The following is a 24,691-nucleotide window of genomic DNA, read 5'->3' on the forward strand; positions in this document are numbered from 1 at the left end:
TTCGTCCCTTCCTACCGACGATTCCCATCTCACTCGTCTCTCCGTGCGGCCGGTTGTCGCCCGCAAAAAACCTCGTTATAACGGTTAGTGGCACCCCGCCACTAACCCCGCGTGTGCGCACGTGATGCACGACCTTGCCTGGATTGGGCAAGCTGGAGCGTTGACATGAACCATGGAAGTTTTGTCATTGAAAAGCTGTTCAAGCACTACAACGTTCATGTTGAGCAGCTGGGAAACGATTCGGAAAAGAACACCGTGCTGATGGTCAATGGAGCGCTGTCCACCACGCGCTCCTTTGCCCGGACCAGCAAATGCCTGGCCGAGCACTTCAATGTGCTGCTGTTCGACCTGCCGTTCTCCGGCTATTCGCGCGAACACAACACCGACCTCGACCTGGTGACCAAGGACGACGAGGTGCAGATCCTGCGGGCCCTGGTCGAACGCTTCGAGGTCAATCACCTGGTGTCGGCCTCCTGGGGCGGCATCTCGACACTGCTGACCCTGGCGCACAACCCGCCCTCCATCGAAAGCTCGGTGGTGATGGCCCTGGCACCCAACCTCAACCAGGCAATGCTCGATTATGTCGAGCGCGTGCGCGTGCTGATCGAGGCCGATGACAAATCCGCCGTCGGCCACTTGCTCAACGAGACGGTGGGCAAGTACCTGTCGCCGCGCCTCAAGCGCAACAACCATCGTCACCTGTCGACCATGGCCACCACCGAATACCGCCAGGCGCGCTTTCATATCCATCAGGTACTCGCCCTGGGGGATGGCAACTACCTGCCGGCCCTCACCCGCATCGAGACGCCGGTGCACTTCATCAACGGCACGCTGGACGAATACACCCCCGCCGCCGAAGCCCGGTTATTCAAACAGTATGTCGGGCGCAGCAGCTTTGCCGTGGCGGAACACACCGGCCATTTGCTTGACCTGGAATCCCGTGAGGCGGCCCTGGCGGTGCACCGTGCCTTGCTGGATTTCCTGGTGGGAGAGCATGCAACGATGTCGGATTTAGACGAACCGCCAGTGGGAAAAGGAGCGACGGATGGCGCATAATCGCCGACACATAGCCTGCTAACAAAAAGGTCACCTATGCCGAATCGCGCCCCTCTCGATGCCAAGACCGCCCGCTGGCTACCCTGGGTGGTCGCGATTGCCTTCTTCATGCAATCGCTGGATGGGACGATTCTGAACACGGCATTGCCGGCCATGGCCCGCGACCTCGCAGAGAACCCGCTGCGCATGCAAGGGGTGGTGATCGCCTACATGCTCACCGTCGCCTTGCTGATCCCGGCGTCGGGCTGGGTCGCCGACCGCTTCGGCACCAAACGCATCTTTTTCGGCGCGATCATGCTGTTCAGCATCGGCTCATTGTTGTGTGCACTGTCGAGCAGCCTGACCATGCTGGTCGGCGCGCGGGTGATCCAGGGCCTGGGTGGCGCGCTGATGCTGCCGGTCGGCCGGCTCGTGGTGCTGCGCGCCTACCCCCGCTCCGAGCTGGTGCGCATCATGGGTTTCATCACCATCCCCGGCCTGCTTGGCCCGCTGCTTGGCCCGACCATGGGCGGCTGGATGGTGCAATACCTGACCTGGCACTGGATCTTCCTGATCAACCTCCCGGTGGGCATGATCGGTTGCTACGCCGTGTGGAAATTCATTCCCGACCTGCGCGGCAGCGAGCGCACGCGCTTTGATGGCGTCGGGTTTCTGCTGTTCGGCGCGGCAATGGTGCTGATCACTATCGCCATGGAGGGCCTGGGCGAACTGCACTTGCCGCACCTGCGCGTGATGTTGCTGCTGTTCGGCGGGCTGGCGTGCCTGGCGGCGTACTGGCTGCGCGCCGGGCATATCGAGAACCCGCTGTTTTCGCCCGTGCTGTTCAAGACCCGCACGTTCGCCGTGGGCATCCTCGGCAACCTGTTCGCGCGCCTGGGCAGCGGCGCCCTGCCGTTCCTGGTGCCGTTGCTGTTGCAGGTAGCGCTGGGCTACTCGCCGTCCGAAGCCGGCATGAGCATGCTGCCGCTGGCGGCGGCGGCGATGTTTGCCAAGTCCATCGCCCGGCCGCTGATCGAGCGCCTGGGTTACCGGGTGGTGCTGACCGGCAATACCCTGGCCCTGGGCATCATGCTCGCGAGCATGGGCCTGGTCAGTGAACACACGCCCTACCCACTGCTGCTGGGCATGCTGGCGATACTGGGCGCGATCAACTCGCTGCAATTCACCGCGATGAACACCGTCACCCTGATCGACCTCGACGACGCCCAGGCCAGCAGCGGCAACAGTTTGCTCTCGGTGGTGGCGCAGTTGTCCCTGAGCCTGGGGGTGGCCTGTGCCGGCGCGCTGCTCGGTGGCTTTACTGCCGAAGCCGGCAACGACGGGGTCGATAGTGTGCTCGGCGCCTTCCAGCTGACCTTCCTGACCGTGGGCATCATGGCGATGCTGGCCGCTGCGATCTTCCTGCAGCTGTCGCCCAAAGACGGCAAACGCGTGGTCAGCCGCGAGCACGACATCGAGCATTGAAGCCGCTGCAAGCGTGCCGCTTGCAGCTCATCAGTTGCCGCTGTCCCCCATCCCCTTGTCTGGAACATGCGAAAAAACCCACGGGGGGCTGCTACACTGCGCAACATTTTGTTTTGCAGAGCCAGTCCCGTGACTACCATCGCCACCGCTTTTAATACTTTGCCGCTTTCCGCCGCCATGCTGGCTAACCTCGACTCGCTGGGTTATGTCGAGATGACGCAGATCCAGGCGCAAAGCTTGCCGGTGATCCTCAAGGGGCTGGACCTGATCGCCCAGGCCAAGACCGGCAGCGGCAAGACCGCGGCCTTCGGCATCGGCCTGCTGAACCCGATCAACCCGCGCTACTTCGGCTGCCAGGCCCTGGTGATGTGCCCGACCCGCGAGCTGGCCGACCAGGTCGCCAAGGAAATCCGCCGCCTGGCCCGCGCCGAAGACAACATCAAGGTCCTGACCCTGTGCGGCGGCGTGTCCCTCGGCCCGCAGATCGCTTCCCTGGAACATGGCGCCCACGTCATCGTCGGCACCCCGGGCCGGATCCAGCAGCACTTGCGCAAAGGCTCACTGGTACTCGACGGCTTGAACACGCTGATCCTCGATGAAGCTGACCGCATGCTCGACATGGGTTTCTACGACGCCATCGAAGACATCATCAGCAAGACCCCGGCCCGTCGCCAGACCCTGCTGTTCTCGGCCACCTACCCGGTGAGCATCAAGCAGCTGGCGTCGAAATTCATGCGTGCGCCGCAGCAAGTGAAGGCCGAGGCGTTTCACTCCGACGACCAGATCGAGCAGCGTTTCTACGAGATTTCCCCGGAAGAACGCATGGACGCCGTGACCAAGGTGCTGGCGCATTTCCGCCCGGCGTCCTGCGTGGCGTTCTGCTTCACCAAGCAGCAGGTGCAGGAAACCGTGGATCACCTGACGGCCAAGGGCATTTCCGCCGTCGGCCTGCATGGCGACCTGGAGCAGCGCGACCGTGACCAGGTGCTGGCAATGTTTGCCAACCGCAGCACCTCGGTACTGGTCGCCACCGACGTTGCCGCCCGTGGCCTGGACATTGACTCGCTGGACATGGTGATCAACGTCGAGCTGGCCCGTGACTCGGAAATCCACATCCACCGCGTCGGCCGTACCGGGCGCGCGGGTGAGACCGGCATCGCCATCAGCCTGGTAGCACCGTCCGAGGCACACCGCGCCCAGGCCATCGAGCAGCTGCAGAAATCGCCGCTGAACTGGGACCAGCTGGACAACCTCAAGCCACAAAGCGGCGGCCCGCTGCTGCCGCAGATGAGCACCCTGTGCATCGCCGCCGGCCGTAAGGACAAGGTTCGCCCGGGCGATATCCTCGGCGCCTTGACCGGTGAAGCGGGCATCCCGGGTGCCCAGGTCGGCAAGATCGCGATCTTCGACTTCCAGGCCTTCGTGGCCGTGGAGCGTGGGATCGCCAAGCAGGCGCTGCAGCGCTTGAACGACGGCAAGATCAAAGGCCGTTCGCTGCGCGTGCGGATCCTGTAAAGATCTCAAGCGATACCGAGATCAAAAATGTGGGAGCGGGCTTGCTCGCGAATGCGGTGTATCAGTCGACAGATTCGGTGGCTGACACTGCGCATTCGCGAGCAAGCCCGCTCCCACATTTGACTGTATTCCAATCCAGAATTTGTATGAGGACATTGCTGTGCGCTCGACCGAAGTTGTGATCATTGGCGCCGGCGCCGCAGGCTTGATGTGCGCACTGACCGCCGCCGGGCGTGGGCGCAAGGTGATGTTGATCGACCATGCCAACAAGGCCGGCAAGAAGATCCTGATGTCCGGTGGTGGCCGCTGCAACTTCACCAATATGTACACCGAGCCGGCCAACTTCCTCTCGCACAACGCACACTTCTGCAAATCCGCCCTGGCCCGCTATACCCAGTGGGATTTCATCGGGCTCGTGGCCAAGCACGGCGTGCCATACCACGAGAAAAAACTCGGCCAGCTGTTCTGCGACAACAAGTCCAGCGACATCCTCGGCATGCTCCTGGATGAGTGCATGCAGACCGGCGTGAGCCTGCACCTGGACACCTCTATCGAAGAGATCGCCAAGCTCGACAACGGCTATCAGCTGCAGACCACCCTGGGTGAGTTGCGCTGCGAGTCTCTGGTGATTGCCACAGGCGGCCTGTCGATTCCGACACTTGGCGCCACCGGCTTTGGTTATCAGGTGGCCAAGCAGTTCGGTCACGAGCTGCTGCCGACCCGCGCGGGCCTGGTGCCGTTCACCATCACCGACCAGCTCAAGGAATTGTGCGGCGAGCTGTCCGGGACCTCGGTGGATTGCCTGGTTAGCTGCAACGGCCAGAGCTTTCGCGAGAACCTCCTGTTTACCCACCGTGGCCTGAGCGGCCCGGCGATCCTGCAGATTTCCTCGTACTGGGAGTCCGGCGATACCGTGGAGATCAACCTGCTGCCCGATCACGACGCTCACAGCTGGCTGCAGGAGCAACAAGTCGAGCGTCCCAACAGCGAGTTGAAAACCCTGCTGGGAGAGATCTTCACCAAGAAGATGGCCAACCTGCTGGCGGAAACCTGGTTCGTGTCCAAGCCCATGAAGCAATACACCCACGCCGAAGTGGCCGATATCGCGCAAAAACTCGCGAGCTGGCAACTGGTGCCGGCGGGCACCGAAGGCTATCGCACCGCCGAGGTGACGCTGGGTGGCGTGGACACGCGGGAAGTCTCGTCGAAAACCATGGAGTCGCTGAAAAGCCCCGGGTTGTACTTCATTGGGGAAGTGCTGGATGTGACCGGTCACCTGGGCGGGTTCAATTTCCAGTGGGCGTGGGCATCCGGCTACGCCGCCGCGCAGTACGCCTGAAGCGCGTACTCGGTCAAACTGTGGGAGCTGGCGTGCCTGCGATAGCGGTGGTGAATTCACCGCCGTCATCGCAGGCAAGCCAGCTCCCACATTCGTTTTGGGGTGGCACTCAAAAATATGCAATGAGATGTGATCGCTACGCTTGCCGTGACGTCACTGATGGCTCAATTTAGCGGCATCGTCCCGGAAGACTCCAGCCTTCATGTCATCGACCTCGTTCAAGCAGTCCATGCGGCGCCTGTGGGCGCTGGATAAATTCAGTTACAGCGTTCGGGTATTCATCGCCCTCACCGGCAGCATGGCGCTGTGCTGGTACCAGGATGAAATGACGCTGCTGATCCCGCTGTTCCTGGGGATTATCGCCAGCGCCCTGGCCGAGACCGACGACAGTTGGCAAGGCCGCCTGAATGCCCTGGCGGTGACGCTGGTGTGTTTCAGCATTGCCGCGCTGTCGGTGGAGTTGCTGTTCCCCTACCCCTGGATCTTCGCGATTGCCCTGGCGCTGGCCAGTTTCTGCCTGACCATGCTCGGCGCCCTCGGCGAGCGCTACGGGGCGATTGCGTCGGCGACGCTGATCCTGTCGGTCTACACCATGATCGGCGTGGACCAGCGCGGTGGCGCGGTTTCCGATTTCTGGCACGAACCGCTGCTGCTGGTGGCGGGAGCTGCCTGGTATGGCGTGCTTTCGGTGCTGTGGCAGGCGCTGTTTTCCAACCAGCCGGTGCAGCAGAGCCTGGCGCGGTTGTTCCGCGAACTGGGGCGCTACCTCAAGCTCAAGTCATCCCTGTTCGAACCGATCCGCCAGCTGGACGTGGAAGCGCGCCGCCTGGAATTGGCCCAGCAGAACGGCCGGGTGGTCGCGGCGCTGAATGCGGCGAAGGAAATCATCCTGCACCGTGTGGGCAATGGTCGCCCAGGCTCGAAGGTCAGTCGCTACCTGAAGCTGTACTTCCTGGCCCAGGACATCCACGAGCGCGCCAGCTCATCGCATTATCCCTACAACGCCCTGGCCGAGGCGTTCTTCCACAGCGATGTGCTGTTCCGCTGCCAGCGCCTGCTGCGCCAGCAAGGCAAGGCGTGCCAGGCCCTGGCCGAGTCGATCCAACTGCGCCAGCCGTTCATCTATGACGACAGCTTCGCCGAGGCCCTGGGCGACCTGAACGCATCGCTGGAACACCTGCGCATCCAGAGCAACCCGGCCTGGCGCGGCCTGCTGCGCTCGTTGCGCGCCCTGGCGGCCAACCTGTCGACCCTCGACCGCCTGCTCGGCGACGCCAGCAACCCCGACGCCCTGGCCGACGCCACCGACAGCAACCTGCTGGACCGTGCGCCGCGCAACCTCAAGGAAATGTGGACGCGCCTGCGCACCCAGCTCACGCCGACGTCGCTGCTGTTTCGCCACGCCTTGCGCCTGGCCCTCGCCTTGACCGTCGGCTACGGCATGCTCCACGCGATCCACGCCTCTCAAGGCTACTGGATCATCCTCACCACCCTGTTCGTGTGCCAGCCCAACTACGGCGCGACCCGGCGCAAACTCGGCCAGCGGATCATCGGCACCGCCATCGGCCTCACCGTGGCCTGGGCACTGTTTGATCTGTTCCCCAGCCCGCTGGTGCAATCGATGTTCGCCATCGCCGCCGGCCTGGTGTTCTTTATCAACCGCACCACGCGCTACACCCTGGCCACGGCGGCAATCACCCTGATGGTGCTGTTCTGCTTCAACCAGGTGGGCGATGGGTACGGGCTGTTCCTGCCGCGCCTGTTCGATACCTTGCTCGGCAGCCTGATCGCCGGCCTGGCGGTGTTCCTGTTCCTGCCGGACTGGCAGGGCCGACGCCTGAACAAAGTGCTGGCCAACACCCTGACCTGCAACAGCATCTACCTGCGCCAGATCATGCAGCAATACGCCGCCGGCAAGAGCGACGACCTCGCTTACCGACTGGCCCGGCGCAATGCGCACAACGCCGATGCAGCCCTGTCCACCACCCTGGCGAATATGCTGATGGAGCCCGGACACTTTCGTAAGGAGGCCGATGTGGGCTTCCGCTTCCTGGTGTTGTCGCACACCTTGCTCAGCTACTTGTCGGGCCTGGGCGCGCACCGCGAAACCCAGCTGCCAGCCGAAGTACGCGAGCATTTGATCGACGGTGCCGGTAACAGCCTGGCGGCGAGCATTGATGAAATTGCCACCGGGCTGGCGAACAAGCAGCCGATTGCGATCCAGAGCGATGCCGAAGAAGCGCTGGCGGCGGACCTGGAGCAGATGCCGGATGAGATCGATGAAGGCCAGCGGCTGGTGCAGACGCAGTTGGCGCTGATCTGCCGGCAGCTGGGGCCGTTGCGCACCTTGGCGGCGCATTTGATCAAAGACACCCGCGCGGCTTAGGTCGCTACCCCCGTAGGCGCCGGCTTGCCGGCGATAGGGCCCCCAAGGACGCTACATCCCATGCTGCCGCATCAATCGCGCATAACTGCCATCAGCCTTCATCTTGGCAATCTCCCGATCAAAGCTGGCAACGATCTGCTCATGCTGCGGGTTCTTCAGGCTGACCAAAATATGCAGGCTGTTTTCACTCAGCGGCTTGGGTAGAAACTCCACCGCATTGCGCACCCGCGCCGATTCGCGCGCCAGGTAATAGCGCGCCACGTATTCATCTTCCACTGTCAGCCGCACCCGCTGCGCCGCGAGCATGCGCACGGCCATGGCGAAGTTATGCACAGGGACTTTCTGCAACTGTGCATCCGCATCGAACGCCGCCGAATAGGCATAGCCGCGCACCACCGCGACGGGGTAGTCGTGCAGTTGCTCAAGGGTCTGGAAGTCGATGGGGTCGTCGTGGCGCTTGATGAAGCGCACACGGTTGAGCAGGTATTCGCCGGAGAACTGGCCCAGTTTCGTACGGGCATCGTCGTACCAGGCATTGACCAGCACGTCATAGCGGCCATCGCCGACGCCCATCAGCGCACGGGCCCAGGGCACCTGTTCGAAATCGCTGGCGTAGCCCGCGCGAGCCAGGGCGGTGCTGACAATGTCGGTGGCCAGCCCGCCGTTGATCAAGGTGGCATCGGTAAAGGGTGGCCAGGCATCCGCCACCAGGCGCAGACGCTGAGCGAACGCAGGCGTCGCCAGCAACACCACTCCAATCAAAGCAACGACACGAGTGAATCGCAGCATGCTCAAAGTCCTTGGCGGGCACTTGTTCCAGGCGGTGCCTGAGGTTCTAACAGTAGCTCAGATTACACAAAGAAACGGGCAGCGAATGCACTCAATGATGGCAAATTGATTTCACTCACAAAAATAGCTGATTTAGACAGACTCACCCGCCGCGCTTACTATCCAGACCTGACACTTATGCGAGAACACACCATGACAGTTGATTGGGTCTGCAAACATCACGACGAGCTGGGCAAAGAGCAGCTATACGCCATCATGCGCCTGCGCAACGAAGTGTTTGTCGTCGAGCAGAAATGCATTTACCAGGACCTCGACGGGCAGGACTTGTCGGGCGACACCCATCACCTCATGGCCTGGCAGGACAATGAACTGGTGGCCTACCTGCGCCTGCTGGACCCGGAGTCCCAGGGTGGTGATGTGGTGATCGGCCGCGTGATCGTCGCACCGGTGGCGCGCGGCACCGGGCTGGGGCATCGGATGATGACCGAGGCGCTCAAGCAAATCGCTGATATCTGGCCCGAGACGCCAATTTTTCTCTCGGCCCAGGCGCACCTGCAGGGCTATTACGGGCAGTATGGCTTTGTGGTGGCGGGTGAGGAGTATCTGGAAGATGACATTCCACACATCGGCATGCGCCGCGACTGAGAGCCTCATCGCAGGCAGCTCCCACACATCAAAAGTTGGGAGCAGCCAATCAAGCTTCAGCGAAGCGGCGGCATAAGCGATAGGGGTTGGCCCCTCGCGATCCCTGTGGGAGCTGGCTTGCCTGCGATGGCGCCAGCGCACTCACCACCGACCTTCAGGGATACCCCAGCACCTGCTTCACCGACGCCAGATTCGCCTCGATCCACCGCCGATCAATCGCACCCCAGTCGCGAATCCGGTAATGCCCGGCATGGTTGCGGGCGCCGTCTTCCTGCTCGAACTCACACACGATATCCAGGTCCGCCAACGCCGCAATCGTGTCCTGCGCGGTGCGCCGGGGCATACCGGTGGCGTCGGTCAGGGCCGGTACGCTGCTGGCCTGGCCGCTGTCGATCAGGTAGGCCACGTACAGGCGGCGGTAGAAGCTGCTCTTGGTCTTGCTCACATCCATGGTCGGTCGCCTTGTGCGGTCAGGGTTTGCCCTGCAGGTCGCGATACGTGAGGTACACCCGCAGGTCGAATTCCACCTGATGGTAGCCGGGCATCATGTATTCGCAGAGTTTATAGAACGCCTTGTTGTGGTCCGATTCCTTGAAGTGTGCCAGCTCATGCACCACGATCATGCGCAGGAATTCCGGCGCGGCCTCTTTAAACAGCGCGGCGATGCGAATCTCTTTCTTGGACTTGAGGTTGCCGCCCTGCACCCGCGAAATCGTGGTGTGCAGGCCGAGGGCGCGATGGGTCAGGTCCAGGCGGTTATCGAACAGCACCTTGTCGATGGCCGGCGCGTTGCGCAGGTGTTCCTGTTTCAAGGCCAGGGCATACGCGTACAGGGCCTTGTCGCTCTGCACGGCATGGCGTTCGGGGTACCGCTGCTCCAGGTAGGCGCCCAATTGGTCCTTGGCGATCAATTGGCGCACTTGCTCTTGAAGGGCTGCGGGGTAGGCCTGGAGGTATTTCAGCGCGGTCATGGGGTATGGCAACAGAATTCGGAAGGTGGCCAGTGTAACGAATTCAGCGCAAGCGAGTGCGTGACCAGTCGACCACTTCCTCGGCCATCAACGGCTGCGCCGCCCAGGAACCCTGGATAAACGCGCAACCATTGGTCTTGAGCCAGTGGGCTTGCTCGGCGGTTTCCACGCCTTCGGCCACCACCAGCACATCAAAATGCCCGCACAGTTCGATGATGCTGCGCGCCATCGCCGCGTCGCGTGCCGAGCCCGGCAGGCGGGCGACCAATTGCGGATCGAGTTTGAGTGTGTCGAACGCCAGGTCGCGCAGGTGGGCCAGGGAGCACTGGCCGGCGCCAAAGTCATCGAGGGCAATGCGCACGCCGATCCGACGCAGCAACTTGAGCTGTTTGGCGGACTCTTCCAGGTTGCTCATCAAGCAGTCCTCGCCGATTTCCACCTCCAGCTGCCGCGCCTGCAGCCCATGTCGCTCGAGTACCTGCTGCAGTTGGTTGGCCAGGTTGGGCATATTGAACTGGCTGCTGCTCAGGCTCACGCTCAACACCAGCTCATCGTCGAACGTGGCTTGCCACGCCTGGCGCTGGGCGGCGACCTGCTGGTAGATCCAGGCACTCAATTGGCTGATCAGCCGTGCCTCTTCCAACAATGGCAGGAACAACCCCGGCGGCACATCGCCGACACTCGGGTGCTGCCAGCGCAACAGCGCCTCGACGCCGCGCAGACGCCCGTCTGCCAGCGACACCTGAGGCTGGTACACCAGGGTGAAGTCCTTGTTTTGTATGGCGGTGCGCACGCTGTCTTCGAGCATCAGGCGCGAACGCGCGCGGCCGTTCATTTCCTGATCGTAATAGCGATATTGCTGACGCCCCGCACGCTTGGCTTCGTACATGGCGATGTCGGCAGCGCGCAGCAGGCCATTGAGGTCCGAACCACAGTCCGGAAAGATCGCGATACCAATGCTCACACCCAGCATCACATCCAGGCCATCCACCTGCTGGCAAATCGAAACCCGGTCGATCAGTTTTTCCGCAATCTTCGCCGCCTGCTCCGGGAATTCCAGCTCCAGCAACGCGGTAAATTCATCCCCACCCATGCGGCCCAGAATGTCACCGGAGCGCAGGCAACCCTGCAATTGCTCCGAGACCCAGCGCAGCACCCGGTCGCCGGCGTCATGACCCAGGGAGTCGTTGACTCGTTTGAAGCCATCGAGATCCAGATAGAGCAGCACCAGGCAATGTTCCGCGCGCTCGCTGCGCAGCAAGGTGTTCTCGACGGTCTGGTAGAAGCCGCGCCGGTTCAGCAGGCCTGTCAGCGGGTCGGTGACCGCCTGGAACTCCAACTGCTGATGCAGGTGACGCACCTCGGACATGTCCAGCACGGTCACCACCATGGCCTTCTGTTCGGTCGGCAACGGCGCACACGACAACGCCACCGGCACTTGCTGGCCACGGCCGGTGCGCAGGATGGCGTCGTGCAGGCGCCAGGTTTCGCCTTTGCGAAACCCGGCATACATCTGCGACTCCAGCCACGTAGGGACATGCGGTTTTTGCAGGAAGCCGAGGAATTCCTGGCCCTGCAGCTCATGGATCGTGGCATTGAGCAGGCGCGAGATCGCCGGGTTGGCGTATTCGATCACCCCACCTTCGCTCACCACCAGGATGCCTTCGGCGGCGTTATCCAGTACCGAGGCGTTGAAGGCGCGCGCCGATTCCAGGTCATGACTCAGGCGCTGCAAGGCCCGGCGGTTACGCTGGTGCTCGAGCAACGCCTGGACCTTGGGCTTGAGGATATGCGGGTCGAAGGGTTTGAACAGGTAGTCGATGGCGCCACTGGCGTAGCCTTCCAGCACAGCGGCAGGGGATTGGGCATTGGCACTCAGGAAGATGATCGGCGTCATGCGGGTGCGCTGGCTGCCGCGCATCAGGCGCGCGACTTCAAAGCCGTCCATGCCGGGCATCATTACGTCGAGCAACACCAGGTCGACCTCATGTACCAGCAGCAACTCAAGGGCTTCCAGGCCGGAACCGGCGGTGACTACCTGCCAGTCTTCCCGCTGCAAAAGTGCGCGCATGCTGATCAGGTTTTCCGGGTAGTCATCGACCACCAAAAGAACCGAACTGCTATCGCCGTGGTGTGGAGCGCATTCCATGCTACATCTCTTCCTTGGGAGCCCACTCCGGTCACTTCTGGGAGAAAACCCGGACAAACACTGAGGCCTCACTCTAGCCCCGGTTCCGAAAAATCAGAAGTAACCTCAGTGCCATCATTGCGCCAAAGCTCAGGAAGCCGACTAACGGTCAGTGCCTGCAGCCCACGGTTCATGGGAAACATGGCTTTTTGGCATTCCTCTGGCGCCAATAATTTGCCAGCGGTTAATTAACAAGCGGAGGACTACGGCCTATAAAGAACCTGTCTGGCCTAAGGGCCATAGCCTACACCCCTCTGTAAAAAGGCCTACGCCATGATCGACCTCTCTACCTGGAACCTGAGCATTCCCGTTGGCTCGCCCCCCGCGACCATCGACACCCCGAAACTGCTTAGCGGCTTCAAGGACCAATATTTCCAGGCCGAAGGCAGCAACGTACAATTCTGGACCCCCGTCACCGGTACCCGCACCGAAAACGCCGTCTACCCGCGCAGCGAACTGCGCGAAACCTACGCCGACGGCCGCTTGCGCAACTGGACCTACCCCGACGCCGACAATTTCCTGCGCGCCACCCTGGCCGTCAACCAGGTGCCCTCCAGCGGCAAGATCGTCATCGGCCAGATTCACGCCTATGACAGCCAGAAACCGCTGATCAAGCTGGAGTATCAATTCAAGGAAAAAACCCAGACCGGCAACATCGTCGCCAAAGTGCGCATGCGCCCGGACGAGGACGAAGGCCGGGTGATCATCGTCGCCTCCAATGTGCCGCTGGAGAAAACCTTCACCTACGTCATCAACCTGAACAAGGCCGGGCTGCTGAGTGTGTATGCCGCCGACGGTGAGTGGAACGAGCGCATCGGCGCGGCGTGGGCGGCCAAGCCGCTGTACTTCAAGGCGGGCGCTTATGTGCAGGACAACAGCGGGAATAGCAAGGAAGGCGCAAAGGTGACGTTTGCGAAGTTGGATATTGATCACGAGTGAATGGATTAGCCTCATTTCGAGTAGGCATTGTCGGATGAGTGCAAGGCTGATTCCCTGGTAAATCCAAGCACTTAAACCACCACCGCCCTCTGTAGGAGCGAGCTTGCTCGCGAAGAACTCACAGGCACCGCATTTATCCAGGATGCACGCGTTACCGTTGACGTTTTTCGCGAGCAAGCTCGCTCCTACAGAAGAAGGCAAGTACGCTTAACTGATCGGCAATAGGGCAAGCCTACTCGCCGCTTCTTATAGTTCGCCCCGTCGCTGGTATTGACTGGCGAAAGGGTTTGCTGCCAGAACGAACGCCCTACTCACTCAACAGACAATCGATCACTGCGATTTCGATACCCAGTCGACATTCCGCTCAACGATGGTCAATTCAAACCCCACGCCCCCTCTGCGACCTTGGGCATATAAATACCCCCACCAACAGCCTGCAACATCAACCTGCTCATACACCCCCACTATTCCTTCACTTAAAGAGTTCAAGCTGATTTTTACAGTGCTCACACCAGCATCAACCTTCGTCAAATCAAATTTAACTTGATTTTTATAGGATTCATCATAAGTCGCAATATCAAAATTACTTGTAGTGTCCCCGACACAAAGGTATTTTTTATATAAACCTATGCATTTTCCATACTGCTGATTTTGATCGCGACTATAAATGACATAGGCCCCTTCAACACAGCGAAAATAGAGAAGCGCACCTTCACTCTCAAACGTATTAGCACACAAATACTCACTAATTTTCGGTTGAGCACGTGCATTCGAACCATCGGGATTACTGGTCGCCACCAACGTTTTGAAAGTAACCGCCGCCCTCTTTGAGTCACTGGCATACATATACTTCAATCGGCCGGTAAATGATTGTTCGACATCAGAAGAGCTCATAAAACACCTCCATGAAAATAAAAAATTATAATTTGAAAACATGGGACACTTCAAAAACCGCAAATCAATTGCCGCACCTATAATAGAAAACACCCTCCCCAAAAACACCTGTTATAACTGACAGTTTTTTAGAGGGTTTCGAAATTAAATTTATACCCAATAAAGCACTTGATAACAAAAGTTCGATAGCGCTTATGGTCACGAGTGAATGGATTGGCCTCATTTCGAGTAGGCATTGTCTGATGAGTGCAAGGCTGATTCCCTGCTAAATCCAAGCACTTAAACCCACCACCGCCCTCTGTAGGAGCGAGCTTGCTCGCGAAGAACTCACAGGCACCGCATTTATCCAGGATGCACGCGTTACCGTTGACGTTTTTCGCGAGCAAGCTCGCTCCTACAGAAGGCAAGTACGCTTAACTGATCGGTATTAGGGCTGCCCTCTCCCTTGTTCTGTGCAGGCTGAGGATTCGGTGCTCGTCCTACGCGGCCGTTGCAGCAAGCCTACTCGCCGCTTATAGTTCGCCCCGTCGCTGGTATTGATCGGCGATGGGGTTTCGCAGCCCTAACGATACGTGTGCAACCAAGCATCATGAATGCAACGACGAGCGCTTCTGCGTCCGGCGTTCACTTTATGGTGGCTGTGTGTGGGAGACCTTCGGGTCTGCCGGGTTCCTCGTATCCTCGGTCTGCGAACCCGCACACAGCTACCACCCTTTCGTTTCGCAGCGAACGGCGGTAGTCCTTTTTAGATACGAGGAATATTTGCCATGAACGATCAACTACCACCCCGCCGCTTCACCCCTTGCACGGAAACCGCCACCGATTACCCCGTGCTCCTGATCGACAGCAACGCCCCACTGCTCGACCTTCACGCCTGCCTGCGTGAACGCCTCAACGCCGCCCTTGAACACCTCAACCTGATCGCCTGCTCCAGCCTGCCGGACTTCGCCGAGCGTGATCTGAATAACGTGGCCAATACCGCACGTATTCTCGTCTAGGACGTGAGCGATGTATTCCGGGTGATTGAACACCGGGGTTTCGACAGCTCCACCGTCGCCTGATCAAATTCCATAAACAAAAAAGCCCGCATCGCTGCGGGCTTCTTTTTAAACGCCTGAGGCTCAGTTCACCTTAGCGTTCAACTCACCTTTCAAATATCGCTGGTACATCGCTTCCAACGAAACCGGCTTGATCTTCGAAGCGTTACCGGCGGTGCCGAACGCTTCGTAGCGAGCAATACACACATCACGCATCGCAGTCACGGTAGCGCCGAAGAATTTGCGTGGGTCAAATTCGCTCGGGTTGGTGGCCATCAGGCGACGCATCGCACCGGTGGAGGCCAGGCGCAGGTCGGTGTCGATGTTGACCTTGCGCACGCCGTACTTGATGCCCTCGACGATTTCTTCAACCGGTACGCCGTAGGTTTCTTTGATGTCACCGCCGTACTGGTTGATGATCGCCAGCCACTCTTGCGGAACCGAGGAAGAGCCGTGCATCACCAGGTGGGTGTTAGGGATGCGCTTGTGGATTTCCTTGATGCGGTCGATGGCCAGCACGTCGCCGGTAGGCGGCTTGGTGAACTTGTAGGCGCCGTGGCTGGTGCCGATGGCGATGGCCAGGGCATCAACCTGGGTCTTCTTGACGAAGTCGGCGGCTTCTTCCGGGTCAGTCAGCATCTGGCTGTGATCCAGCACGCCTTCGGCGCCGATGCCGTCTTCTTCACCGGCCATGCCGGTTTCCAGGGAACCCAGGCAGCCCAGCTCGCCCTCAACCGAAACGCCGCAGGCGTGAGCCATGGCCACGGTTTGTTGGGTGACGCGTACGTTGTATTCGTAGTCGGTCGGGGTCTTGCCGTCTTCACCGAGGGAGCCGTCCATCATCACCGAGCTGAAGCCCAGCTGGATGGAGCGCTGGCACACGTCCGGGCTGGTGCCGTGGTCCTGGTGCATGCACACCGGGATATGCGGGAATTCTTCGATCGCGGCGAGGATCAGGTGACGCAGGAACGGGGCACCGGCGTATTTGCGCGCACCGGCCGAAGCCTGGACGATCACCGGGGAGTCTGTCTTGTCAGCGGCTTCCATGATGGCGCGCATCTGCTCAAGGTTGTTGACGTTAAAGGCTGGGACGCCGTAGCCGAACTCGGCTGCGTGGTCCAGCATTTGACGCATGCTGATAAGTGCCATTGTGTTGTCTCTCCCGGTCGAGGGTCGTTAATCGTGCAAGCCTGCCGTAGCGGCGGCTGCTATTCAAGTTATTGCAGGTCAGGGTGAGTGCATCTGACCGGCTGAATCGTTATTGCTGATGAGCTGGACTCAAATTCCAATCGGAAACACCGCTTTCGCGGGCAAGCCAGTTCCCACATTTGATCTTCAGTGATCTCACTATTGGGCCTTGCAGCCGCGCCCGATCAAATCATCAGTTGCGACCCAGTAAACCAGGCCTTCCTCACCTTTTGTGTGGAACGCCAACTGGTCGTTGCTATAAAGCACGCCCGAGGCGGCAACGTCCTGTTTAAGGCGATAAACCTGGTCCGAACCACCGAGGCGAACATCCACCTCGCTGCGGGCCTGGTTGGCAAAGCGCCAGTTCACTTCGGCCTTGCTGTCGCAAATCCAAGTGGTCCATTTATCGGCAGGCTCTGCCTTGTTGAACATGTTCATGCTGCTGCAACCGGCCAGAAGGGCCAGGGCTGCCAGGGCGAAAACGCCTTTCATTGCCAATCCTCGAACGACGGCCCAAAGCGCCGTCATTGCTGTCGGTTAGTTGATCTGACCCGTCAAGGGCAACCCTGTTCCTGACCGTTGGGCGCGGCGTCGTATTTCTCCAGCCGCTCGTTGCCGATGCGCTTGTTGATCACCGGCATGGTCTCGGCCTGCCAGTCCGCCTGATAACAGCTCTTTTTCTGCGCCGGGGCAGGCTTATCGGCCTCCGGCACACTGTTTGGCGTGCTGCCGCAGCCGGCCAACAGGCCCGCCGCGATCATCAATGCCAACGGCTTGATCATGGGAATACTCCTTTTCCGGATCACGAGCCTCAGCCTTTGGCTCGGGTTTCCAGCACTTCAACGGCCGGCAGGACTTTGCCTTCGACGAACTCGAGGAACGCGCCGCCACCGGTAGAAATGTAGGAGATCTGATCAGCAACGCCATATTTATCGATGGCGGCCAGGGTGTCGCCACCACCGGCAATGGAGAACGCCGAGCTTTCAGCAATGGCCTTGGCCAGCACTTTGGTGCCGTTGCCGAACTGATCGAACTCGAACACACCAACCGGGCCATTCCACAGGATGGTCTGCGAGGCTTTCAGCAGTTCAGCGAAGTTGGCCGCGGTTTGTGGGCCGATATCCAGGATCATGTCGTCGGCAGCCACATCAGCAATCAGCTTGACGGTAGCTTCGGCGCTTTCAGCGAATTCCTTGGCCACGACCACGTCGACCGGCAATGGCACGCTGACTTTGGCGGCGATGGCGCGGGCGGTGTCGAGCAGGTCCGGCTCGTAGAGCGACTTGCCTACCGGATGGCCGGCGGCGGCCAGGAAGGTGTTGGCAATGCCGCCGCCGACGATCAACTGGTTGCAGATCTGGCTGAGGCTGTTGAGCACGTCCAGCTTGGTCGAGACCTTGGAGCCGGCCACGATGGCGGCCATTGGCTGTGCTGGCGCGCCCAGGGCCTTGCCCAATGCATCCAGTTCAGCGGCCAGCAGTGGGCCTGCAGCGGCGACCTTGGCGAACTTGGCCACGCCGTGGGTCGAACCTTCGGCGCGGTGGGCGGTGCCGAAGGCGTCCATCACGAACACGTCGCACAGCGCAGCGTATTGCTGGGCCAGTTCGTCGCTGTTCTTTTTCTCGCCTTTGTTGAAGCGCACGTTTTCGAACAGCACGATGTCGCCGGCCTTCACGTCGACGCCACCCAGGTAATCAGCGACCAGTGGCACGTCGCGACCCAGGGCCTTGCTCAGGTAGTCGGCTACTGGCTTGAGGCTGTTCTCGGCGGAGAACTCACCCTCGGTCGGACGACCCAGGTGCGAGCAGACCATCACGGCCGCGCCTTTTTCCAGGGCCAGCTTGATGGTCGGCAGCGAGGCCAGGATTCGCGCATCGCTGGTGACAACACCGTCCTTGACTGGGACGTTGAGGTCTTCGCGAATCAGTACGCGCTTACCTTGCAGATCGAGGTCGGTCATCTTCAACACGGTCATGGGTCGCAGTTCCTGAATTACTGTTGAGGTTGTTTAGAGGCGATGTGCAGATAATGTTCCGCAACATCCAGCATTCGGTTGGCAAAGCCCCATTCGTTGTCGAACCAGGCCAGGATGTTCACCAGCCTCGGGCCGGAAACGCGGGTCTGGCTGGCATCGACAATGGCCGAATGCGGGTCATGGTTGAAATCACAACTGGCGTGAGGCAACTCGGTGTAGGCCAGCAGGCCTTTGAGCGGGCCGCTGGTGGCGGCGTCGCGCAGGATCCGGTTGACCTCCGTCGCGTCGGTATCGCTGACGGTTTGCATGGTGATGTCCAGGCAGGACACGTTCACCGTCGGCACCCGTACGGCTTTGGCCTGAATTCGCCCGGCAAGTTCCGGCAACAGTCGCTCGATACCGCGAGCCAGGCCGGTGGACACCGGAATCACTGACTGGAACGCCGAGCGCGTGCGACGCAGGTCTTCGTGGTGATAGGCATCGATCACCGGCTGGTCGTTCATCGCCGAGTGAATCGTGGTGATCGACACGTAATCCAGGCCAATCGCCTGATCCAGCAGACGCAACAGCGGCACGCTGCAATTGGTGGTGCAGGACGCGTTGGAGACCAGCAGCTCGTTGCCGGTCAGGCAATCCTGGTTGATGCCGTAGACGATAGTGGCGTCGACATCCGCCTCGCTGGCCATCGGCTGGGAAAACAGCACACGCGGTGCGCCGGCGTCGAGGAAACGCTGGCCATCGGCACGGGTGTGGTAGGCACCGGAGCATTCCAACACCAGGTCGACGCCCAGCGCCGCCCAGTCGATGCCCTCGGGGGTGGCACTGCGTAATACTTTTACGCAGTCGCCATTGATATGCAGACAATCGCCTTCCACACGCACTTCGCCGGGGAAGCGGCCGTGAGTGGAGTCAAAGCGTGTCAGGTATTCGATGCTGGCCATGTCGGCCAAATCGTTGATAGCAACAATCTCAAACCCGGCCGCCGCCCCTCGCTCGAACAGAGCACGCAAGACGCAACGACCAATGCGGCCGTAGCCGTTGAGTGCAACTTTGTAAGGACGCGGTTGGGGCATGGGGTTCTCGATTACCTTGGGTAATGGGGTGTCTGCCAGACTGCCTTCGCGAGCAAGCCCGCTCCCACATTTGGAATGGGTTCACAATTGCAACCATGTGAACCCGATCTAATGTGGGAGCGGGCTTGCTCGCGAAGGCGTCAGTACAGCCACCTCAATCTACAGCCTTAGTCTTCCAGCAGCTCTTCAGCCTGGCCCAGGATATTTTCCAGGGTGAAGCCGAACTCTTCGAACAACGCTGGCGCCGGCGCCGACTCACCGTAGGTGGTCATGCCGATCACGCGGCCTTCCAGGCCCACGTACTTGTACCAGTAGTCGGCGTGAGCCGCTTCGATGGCGATACGCGCGCTGACCTGCAGTGGCAATACCGATTGCTTGTAGCCGGCGTCCTGGGCTTCGAACACGCTGGTGCACGGCATGGACACAACGCGCACGTTGCGGCCTTGCTCGGTCAGCTTGTCGTAGGCCTGGACGGTCAGGCCGACTTCGGAACCGGTGGAGATCAGGATCAGCTCCGGCTCGCCGACGCAGTCCTTGAGCACATAACCACCACGGCTGATGTCGGCGATCTGCGCGTCGGTACGCGCCTGGTGCTGCAGGTTCTGACGCGAGAAGATCAGCGCAGAAGGGCCGTCCTTACGCTCGATCGCGTGTTTCCAGGCCACTGCGGATTCGACCGCGTCGGCTGGACGCCAGGTGTCCAGGTTCGGCGTGGTGCGCAGGCTGGTCAACTGCTCGACCGGCTGGTGCGTCGGGCCGTCTTCGCCCAGGCCGATGGAGTCGTGGGTGTACACGTGGATCACGCGCTTCTTCATCAGTGCGGCCATGCGCACGGCGTTGCGCGCATATTCCATGAACATCAGGAAGGTCGCGCCGTAAGGCACCAGGCCGCCGTGCAGGGACACGCCGTTCATGATGGCGCTCATGCCGAACTCGCGCACGCCGTAGTACATGTAGTTGCCGCTGGCGTCTTCGGCCGAGACACCTTTGCAGCCTTTCCAAAGGGTCAGGTTGGAACCGGCCAGGTCAGCCGAGCCGCCGAGGATCTCAGGCAGCAGCGGGCCAAAGGCGTTCAGGGTGTTCTGGCTGGCTTTACGGCTGGCGATGGTCTCGCCCTTGGCCGCGACTTCGGCGATGTAGGCCGAGGCTTTTTCCGAGAAGTCCGCAGGCAGGTCACCGGCCAGGCGGCGTACCAGTTCGTTGGCCAACTCAGGGAATTCGGCGGAGTAGGCCGCGAAACGCTGGTCCCACTCGGCTTCGGTCGCCAGGCCTTTTTCCTTGGCGCTCCACTCGGCGTAGATGTCGGCCGGGACTTCGAACGGGCCGTGGTTCCACTTCAGCGCTTCGCGGGTCAGGGCGATTTCCGCGTCACCCAGTGGGGCGCCGTGGCAGTCTTCTTTACCCTGCTTGTTCGGCGAGCCGAAACCGATGGTGGTCTTGCAGCAGATCAGGGTGGGTTGCTCGCTCTTGCGCGCGGTGTCGATGGCGGTCTTGATCTCTTCCGGATCGTGGCCATCCACGTTGCGGATCACCTGCCAGTTGTAGGCTTCGAAACGCTTGGGCGTGTCATCGGTGAACCAGCCTTCGACTTCGCCGTCGATGGAGATGCCGTTGTCATCGTAGAAGGCGATCAGCTTGCCCAGGCCCAGGGTGCCGGCGAGGGACGCGACTTCGTGGGAAATGCCTTCCATCATGCAGCCATCACCCAGGAACACGTAGGTGTGGTGGTCGACGATGTTGTGGCCAGGGCGGTTGAACTGCGCGCCCAGGACTTTTTCGGCCAGCGCGAAACCAACGGCGTTGGCCAGGCCTTGGCCCAGGGGACCGGTGGTGGTCTCGACGCCTGGGGTGTAGCCGAATTCCGGGTGGCCCGGGGTGCGGCTGTGCAGCTGGCGGAAGCTCTTGAGGTCATCGATGGTGACGTCGTAGCCGGTCAGGTGCAGCAGCGAATAGATCAGCATCGAGCCGTGGCCGTTGGACAGCACGAAGCGGTCACGGTCGGCGAACGACGGGTTGCTCGGGTTGTGTTTCAGGTAGTCACGCCAAAGTACCTCGGCGATATCCGCCATGCCCATTGGGGCACCGGGATGGCCGCTGTTGGCTTTTTGCACGGCATCCATGCTGAGGGCACGAATGGCGTTGGCACGCTCACGACGGCTGGGCATCGCTGATCTCCTGGGGTTTGAATAAAAGAAACGGAAAAAAGGACCGGCATTTTCCCTCAGCCACCGCCTGCGGGCAATGACAGATAGTCACTTGTGGGTGTTTTTCCTGTGCTTTGCGCGGCAATCGCTTGCAGAAAAGACCGACCGGTTCGTCTAAAGGTTATAGCGGCTGCTTATAACTGCCACTTATCGTTCAATATCAAAACTTTTTGATATTGGCCTTGCGAGGTCTTCACCTCGTCACTAGACTGCTGGCCTTATGAATCTACCCGTGCCCTCCCTGCGTCCTGACGACGGCGATGACCTGGCAGCCTTGTGCAAGGCCGCTGGCGACCCGTTGCGCCTGAACGTATTGCGCGCACTGGCCAACGATTCGTTCGGCGTACTCGAACTGGCGCAGATCTTCGCCATCGGCCAGTCCGGCATGAGCCACCATTTGAAGGTCCTGGCCCAGGCCGACCTGGTGGCCACCCGCCGCGAAGGCAATGCGATTTTCTACCGTCGCGCCCTGCCCCACACCGAGTTGCTCGGCGGCAAGCTGCACGCCGCCCTGCTCGAAGAAGTCGACAGCCTGGCCCTGCCCAGCGACGTGCAGTCGCGCATCGGTCAGGTCCATGGTCAGCGCGCCGCCGCCAGCCAGGATTTTTTCACCCGGGTTGCCGAGAAGTTTCGCGCCCAGCAGGACCTGATCGCAGGTTTGCCGCAATACCGCGACAGCGTACTGGCGCTGCTGGACAAGCTGAGCTTCAGTGATGAAGCCACGGCACTCGAAGTGGGCCCTGGCGATGGCGGTTTCCTGCCAGAACTGGCGCGGCGTTTCCAGCAAGTCACGGCGCTGGACAACAGCCCGGCCATGCTCGAACTGGCGCGCCAGCTCTGCGAGCGTGAAGCATTGGGCAACGTGCGCCTGCAGTTGGCGGATGCGCTCAATCACAACAGTCTGCAGGCCGACTGCGTGGTGCTGAATATGGTGCTGCACCATTTCGCTGCCCCCGCAGACGCCCTCAAGCAGATGGCGAAGTTGCTGCAACCCGGCGGTAGCCTGCTGGTCACAGATTTATGCAGCCACAACCAGAATTGGGCCAGGGAGGCCTGCGGTGATCTCTGGTTGGGTTTTGAACAGGACGATCTGGCCCGTTGGGCCACCGCTGCGGGACTCGTTCCCGGGGAAAGCCTCTATGTAGGCTTACGTAATGGTTTCCAGATCCAGGTCCGCCATTTCCAGCGGCCGGCTGGCGACACTCACCATCGGTAAATATCAGGAAAACATCGAGATGAGCGAATACTCCCTTTTCACCTCCGAGTCCGTGTCTGAAGGGCATCCGGACAAAATCGCCGACCAGATTTCTGATGCGGTGCTGGACGCCATCATTGCTGAAGACAAGTTCGCCCGTGTGGCGTGCGAGACTCTGGTGAAAACCGGCGTAGCGATCATCGCTGGCGAAGTGACCACCACCGCCTGGGTTGACCTGGAGCAGATCGTTCGTGATGTGATCACCGACATCGGCTACACCAGCTCCGACGTCGGCTTCGACGGCGCGACCTGCGGCGTGATGAACATCATCGGCAAGCAATCGCCTGACATCAACCAGGGTGTCGACCGTGCCAAGCCTGAAGATCAGGGCGCCGGCGACCAGGGCCTGATGTTCGGCTACGCCAGCAACGAAACCGACGTGCTGATGCCAGCGCCGATCACCTTCTCGCACCAGTTGGTGCAACGCCAGGCTGAAGCCCGCAAGAACGGCCTGCTGCCTTGGCTGCGCCCGGACGCCAAGTCCCAGGTGACCTGCCGCTACGAAGGCGGCAAAGTCGTCGGCATCGACGCCGTTGTACTGTCGACGCAGCACAACCCGGACGTTTCCTACGCTGATCTGCGTGAAGGCGTGATGGAGCTGATCGTCAAGCACGTACTGCCGGCCGAACTGCTGTCCAAGGACACCCAGTTCCACATCAACCCGACTGGCCAGTTCATCATTGGTGGCCCGGTGGGCGACTGCGGCCTGACCGGTCGCAAGATCATCGTCGACAGCTACGGCGGCATGGCCCGTCACGGCGGTGGCGCGTTCTCCGGTAAAGACCCGTCCAAGGTTGACCGTTCGGCAGCCTACGCCGGTCGCTACGTGGCCAAGAACATTGTCGCCGCGGGCCTGGCCGAGCGCTGCGAGATCCAGGTGTCCTACGCCATCGGCGTGGCCCAGCCTACGTCGATCTCGCTGAATACCTTCGGTACCGGCAAGATCAGCGACGACAAGATCGTCAAGCTGGTGCGCGAGATCTTCGACCTGCGCCCTTACGCGATCACCACCATGCTCGACCTGCTGCACCCGATGTACCAGGAAACCGCAGCCTACGGCCACTTCGGTCGTACCCCTGCGCAGAAGACTGTCGGCGACGACACCTTCACCACCTTCACCTGGGAAAAGACCGATCGCGCCAACGACCTGCGCACCGCCGCCGGCCTGTAATCGCTCACGGCACATAAAGCCTCGCCGGGTTTACCCCCGGCGGGGCTTTTTTATTGCCTGCGGGATCACCCTCACATTTTTTGGATCCAAAGCTTGCAGGCCAAATAATGGCCCTCTAGAATCCGCGCCCTCTCGGGCCCTCTACCTTATTTGGATATTGCCCTGCGCCAGCCCGGGATCGATCAGCGCGCAGGCAATCGAACATTGAGGTTTTTCATGCGCATCTCCACGCTCGCCCCTGCCGCCCTTCTGCTCAGCCTGTTCGCCCTGCCGGCCCAATCCGCCGACCTGAGCGCACTGAGTGGCGCGCTGACGTCCCAACTGGGTGGCGGCAACTCCGGCGACTGCCAGAAGCAGTCCGCGGACCTGCAAGCCAAGATCGATGCAGCCGAAGCCCAGAAAGACAACCTGAAAGTGAAGGCCTTCAAAGCGGCGCAGGAGCAGATCAACAAAGGCTGTAACAAACTTGCTGAAACCCAGGCCAAGGCCGACGCCAAGCAGCAAACCCAGGAGGCCAAGGCTGATAAGAATGACGCCGTGAAAGCCTTGGGCGGTCTGTTCAAGTAACTGGAAACACCCGGTAAAAAGCCCCGCACTGCCGG

General features: G+C 60.7%; 21 protein-coding genes and 1 pseudogene. 11 read left to right on the forward strand and 11 right to left on the reverse strand.

All coding sequences use genetic code 11. The annotated features are described in order from the left end of the window. Positions 1–165 precede the first annotated feature (165 nt). From BBG20_RS15175 to yccS, 5 genes are all read left to right on the forward strand, one after another. A complete protein-coding gene (locus BBG20_RS15175; protein ID WP_065904821.1) occupies positions 166–1,056 on the forward strand; it encodes an alpha/beta fold hydrolase in 891 nt (296 codons plus the stop codon). A gap of 36 nt (positions 1,057–1,092) precedes the next feature. Continuing rightward, on the forward strand, positions 1,093–2,520 hold the full coding sequence (gene mdtD / locus BBG20_RS15180) for a multidrug transporter subunit MdtD (RefSeq protein WP_065904823.1): 1,428 nt from the start codon (positions 1,093–1,095) through the stop codon (positions 2,518–2,520). Between the two features lie 177 nt (positions 2,521–2,697). Then, positions 2,698–4,035: an ATP-dependent RNA helicase DbpA gene (gene dbpA, locus BBG20_RS15185; protein ID WP_232005461.1), complete on the forward strand. Its 1,338-nt coding sequence runs from the start codon at positions 2,698–2,700 to the stop codon at positions 4,033–4,035. Positions 4,036–4,195: 160 nt separating this feature from the next. Further along, positions 4,196–5,374 carry a BaiN/RdsA family NAD(P)/FAD-dependent oxidoreductase gene (locus BBG20_RS15190; protein ID WP_065904825.1) on the forward strand — a complete coding sequence of 393 codons (1,179 nt, stop codon included), beginning with the start codon at positions 4,196–4,198 and terminating at the stop codon, positions 5,372–5,374. Positions 5,375–5,576: 202 nt separating this feature from the next. Next, a complete protein-coding gene (gene yccS / locus BBG20_RS15195) occupies positions 5,577–7,760 on the forward strand; it encodes a YccS family putative transporter (RefSeq protein WP_065904826.1) in 2,184 nt (727 codons plus the stop codon). A gap of 51 nt (positions 7,761–7,811) precedes the next feature. Here the strand turns inward: yccS and BBG20_RS15200 are convergent, their stop codons facing one another. After that, entirely contained in the window at positions 7,812–8,549 is a 738-nt protein-coding gene (locus BBG20_RS15200) for a substrate-binding periplasmic protein (protein ID WP_065904827.1), read from the reverse strand. A gap of 192 nt (positions 8,550–8,741) precedes the next feature. Between BBG20_RS15200 and BBG20_RS15205 the strand changes: the two genes are divergently transcribed. Next, positions 8,742–9,194 carry a GNAT family N-acetyltransferase gene (locus BBG20_RS15205; RefSeq protein ID WP_065904833.1) on the forward strand — a complete coding sequence of 151 codons (453 nt, stop codon included), beginning with the start codon at positions 8,742–8,744 and terminating at the stop codon, positions 9,192–9,194. A 154-nt stretch (positions 9,195–9,348) separates the two neighbouring features. Here the strand turns inward: BBG20_RS15205 and BBG20_RS15210 are convergent, their stop codons facing one another. The 3 genes from BBG20_RS15210 to BBG20_RS15220 are packed head-to-tail and all read right to left on the reverse strand — an operon-like array spanning position 9,349 to position 12,314. Beyond that, positions 9,349–9,645 (reverse strand): winged helix-turn-helix domain-containing protein, encoded by a 297-nt coding sequence (locus tag BBG20_RS15210; RefSeq protein ID WP_065904835.1) that lies wholly within the window; start codon positions 9,643–9,645, stop codon positions 9,349–9,351. 19 nt (positions 9,646–9,664) lie between these two features. Continuing rightward, on the reverse strand, positions 9,665–10,165 hold the full coding sequence (locus BBG20_RS15215) for a M48 metallopeptidase family protein (protein WP_010207148.1): 501 nt from the start codon (positions 10,163–10,165) through the stop codon (positions 9,665–9,667). Positions 10,166–10,208: 43 nt separating this feature from the next. Then, on the reverse strand, positions 10,209–12,314 hold the full coding sequence (locus tag BBG20_RS15220) for a putative bifunctional diguanylate cyclase/phosphodiesterase (RefSeq protein WP_065904837.1): 2,106 nt from the start codon (positions 12,312–12,314) through the stop codon (positions 10,209–10,211). A 312-nt stretch (positions 12,315–12,626) separates the two neighbouring features. Between BBG20_RS15220 and BBG20_RS15225 the strand changes: the two genes are divergently transcribed. Beyond that, positions 12,627–13,292 carry a polysaccharide lyase family 7 protein gene (locus BBG20_RS15225; RefSeq protein WP_065904839.1) on the forward strand — a complete coding sequence of 222 codons (666 nt, stop codon included), beginning with the start codon at positions 12,627–12,629 and terminating at the stop codon, positions 13,290–13,292. Between the two features lie 330 nt (positions 13,293–13,622). On the opposite strand, the gene BBG20_RS32565 is transcribed toward BBG20_RS15225, so the two are convergent. Beyond that, a complete protein-coding gene (locus BBG20_RS32565; RefSeq protein WP_141697289.1) occupies positions 13,623–14,186 on the reverse strand; it encodes a hypothetical protein in 564 nt (187 codons plus the stop codon). Between the two features lie 767 nt (positions 14,187–14,953). On the opposite strand from BBG20_RS32565, the pseudogene BBG20_RS15230 reads away from it, so the two are divergent. Beyond that, positions 14,954–15,247: pseudogene (locus BBG20_RS15230) on the forward strand (fructose-bisphosphate aldolase). A gap of 60 nt (positions 15,248–15,307) precedes the next feature. On the opposite strand, the gene fba reads toward BBG20_RS15230, so the two are convergent. The 6 genes from fba to tkt all read right to left on the reverse strand — a co-directional run bounded on the left by fba (position 15,308) and on the right by tkt (position 21,624). Then, positions 15,308–16,372, reverse strand: a complete 1,065-nt coding sequence (gene fba, locus BBG20_RS15235; protein ID WP_053128086.1) for a class II fructose-bisphosphate aldolase — start codon at positions 16,370–16,372, stop codon at positions 15,308–15,310. A gap of 198 nt (positions 16,373–16,570) precedes the next feature. Continuing rightward, complete coding sequence (locus tag BBG20_RS15240) at positions 16,571–16,903, reverse strand: MliC family protein (protein ID WP_065904843.1); 333 nt, start codon at positions 16,901–16,903, stop codon at positions 16,571–16,573. A gap of 62 nt (positions 16,904–16,965) precedes the next feature. Continuing rightward, on the reverse strand, positions 16,966–17,193 hold the full coding sequence (locus tag BBG20_RS15245; RefSeq protein ID WP_065904844.1) for a hypothetical protein: 228 nt from the start codon (positions 17,191–17,193) through the stop codon (positions 16,966–16,968). 29 nt (positions 17,194–17,222) lie between these two features. Beyond that, positions 17,223–18,386, reverse strand: coding sequence for a phosphoglycerate kinase (locus BBG20_RS15250; protein ID WP_025857657.1), 1,164 nt, complete (start codon positions 18,384–18,386; stop codon positions 17,223–17,225). A gap of 17 nt (positions 18,387–18,403) precedes the next feature. Continuing rightward, a complete protein-coding gene (gene epd / locus BBG20_RS15255; protein ID WP_058415149.1) occupies positions 18,404–19,459 on the reverse strand; it encodes an erythrose-4-phosphate dehydrogenase in 1,056 nt (351 codons plus the stop codon). Positions 19,460–19,626: 167 nt separating this feature from the next. Further along, entirely contained in the window at positions 19,627–21,624 is a 1,998-nt protein-coding gene (gene tkt / locus BBG20_RS15260; protein ID WP_065904846.1) for a transketolase, read from the reverse strand. A gap of 259 nt (positions 21,625–21,883) precedes the next feature. Between tkt and BBG20_RS15265 the strand changes: the two genes are divergently transcribed. From BBG20_RS15265 to BBG20_RS15275, 3 genes are all read left to right on the forward strand, one after another. Next, a complete protein-coding gene (locus tag BBG20_RS15265) occupies positions 21,884–22,879 on the forward strand; it encodes an ArsR/SmtB family transcription factor (RefSeq protein WP_065904848.1) in 996 nt (331 codons plus the stop codon). Positions 22,880–22,898: 19 nt separating this feature from the next. After that, on the forward strand, positions 22,899–24,089 hold the full coding sequence (gene metK / locus BBG20_RS15270) for a methionine adenosyltransferase (RefSeq protein WP_034109862.1): 1,191 nt from the start codon (positions 22,899–22,901) through the stop codon (positions 24,087–24,089). 216 nt (positions 24,090–24,305) lie between these two features. Then, a complete protein-coding gene (locus BBG20_RS15275; protein ID WP_065904850.1) occupies positions 24,306–24,656 on the forward strand; it encodes a hypothetical protein in 351 nt (116 codons plus the stop codon). Positions 24,657–24,691: the final 35 nt, after the last annotated feature.

Source organism: Pseudomonas aylmerensis (genome assembly GCF_001702265.1).
Lineage (GTDB): Bacteria > Pseudomonadota > Gammaproteobacteria > Pseudomonadales > Pseudomonadaceae > Aquipseudomonas > Aquipseudomonas aylmerensis.

Excerpts from the sequence above, each read along its gene's own strand:
- epd (WP_058415149.1), bottom strand. The coding sequence starts at position 19,459 with ATGCCCCAACCGCGTCCTTACAAAGTTGCACTCAACGGCTACGGCCGC.
- tkt (WP_065904846.1), bottom strand. The coding sequence starts at position 21,624 with ATGCCCAGCCGTCGTGAGCGTGCCAACGCCATTCGTGCCCTCAGCATG.
- BBG20_RS15210 (WP_065904835.1), bottom strand. The coding sequence starts at position 9,645 with ATGGATGTGAGCAAGACCAAGAGCAGCTTCTACCGCCGCCTGTACGTG.
- BBG20_RS15250 (WP_025857657.1), bottom strand. The coding sequence starts at position 18,386 with ATGACCGTGTTGAAGATGACCGACCTCGATCTGCAAGGTAAGCGCGTA.
- BBG20_RS15275 (WP_065904850.1), top strand. The coding sequence starts at position 24,306 with ATGCGCATCTCCACGCTCGCCCCTGCCGCCCTTCTGCTCAGCCTGTTC.
- BBG20_RS15245 (WP_065904844.1), bottom strand. The coding sequence starts at position 17,193 with ATGATCAAGCCGTTGGCATTGATGATCGCGGCGGGCCTGTTGGCCGGC.
- BBG20_RS15220 (WP_065904837.1), bottom strand. The coding sequence starts at position 12,314 with ATGGAATGCGCTCCACACCACGGCGATAGCAGTTCGGTTCTTTTGGTG.
- BBG20_RS15215 (WP_010207148.1), bottom strand. The coding sequence starts at position 10,165 with ATGACCGCGCTGAAATACCTCCAGGCCTACCCCGCAGCCCTTCAAGAG.
- BBG20_RS15175 (WP_065904821.1), top strand. The coding sequence starts at position 166 with ATGAACCATGGAAGTTTTGTCATTGAAAAGCTGTTCAAGCACTACAAC.
- BBG20_RS15240 (WP_065904843.1), bottom strand. The coding sequence starts at position 16,903 with ATGAAAGGCGTTTTCGCCCTGGCAGCCCTGGCCCTTCTGGCCGGTTGC.
- yccS (WP_065904826.1), top strand. The coding sequence starts at position 5,577 with ATGTCATCGACCTCGTTCAAGCAGTCCATGCGGCGCCTGTGGGCGCTG.
- metK (WP_034109862.1), top strand. The coding sequence starts at position 22,899 with ATGAGCGAATACTCCCTTTTCACCTCCGAGTCCGTGTCTGAAGGGCAT.
- BBG20_RS15265 (WP_065904848.1), top strand. The coding sequence starts at position 21,884 with ATGAATCTACCCGTGCCCTCCCTGCGTCCTGACGACGGCGATGACCTG.
- dbpA (WP_232005461.1), top strand. The coding sequence starts at position 2,698 with ATGCTGGCTAACCTCGACTCGCTGGGTTATGTCGAGATGACGCAGATC.
- fba (WP_053128086.1), bottom strand. The coding sequence starts at position 16,372 with ATGGCACTTATCAGCATGCGTCAAATGCTGGACCACGCAGCCGAGTTC.
- mdtD (WP_065904823.1), top strand. The coding sequence starts at position 1,093 with ATGCCGAATCGCGCCCCTCTCGATGCCAAGACCGCCCGCTGGCTACCC.
- BBG20_RS32565 (WP_141697289.1), bottom strand. The coding sequence starts at position 14,186 with ATGAGCTCTTCTGATGTCGAACAATCATTTACCGGCCGATTGAAGTAT.
- BBG20_RS15205 (WP_065904833.1), top strand. The coding sequence starts at position 8,742 with ATGACAGTTGATTGGGTCTGCAAACATCACGACGAGCTGGGCAAAGAG.
- BBG20_RS15225 (WP_065904839.1), top strand. The coding sequence starts at position 12,627 with ATGATCGACCTCTCTACCTGGAACCTGAGCATTCCCGTTGGCTCGCCC.
- BBG20_RS15200 (WP_065904827.1), bottom strand. The coding sequence starts at position 8,549 with ATGCTGCGATTCACTCGTGTCGTTGCTTTGATTGGAGTGGTGTTGCTG.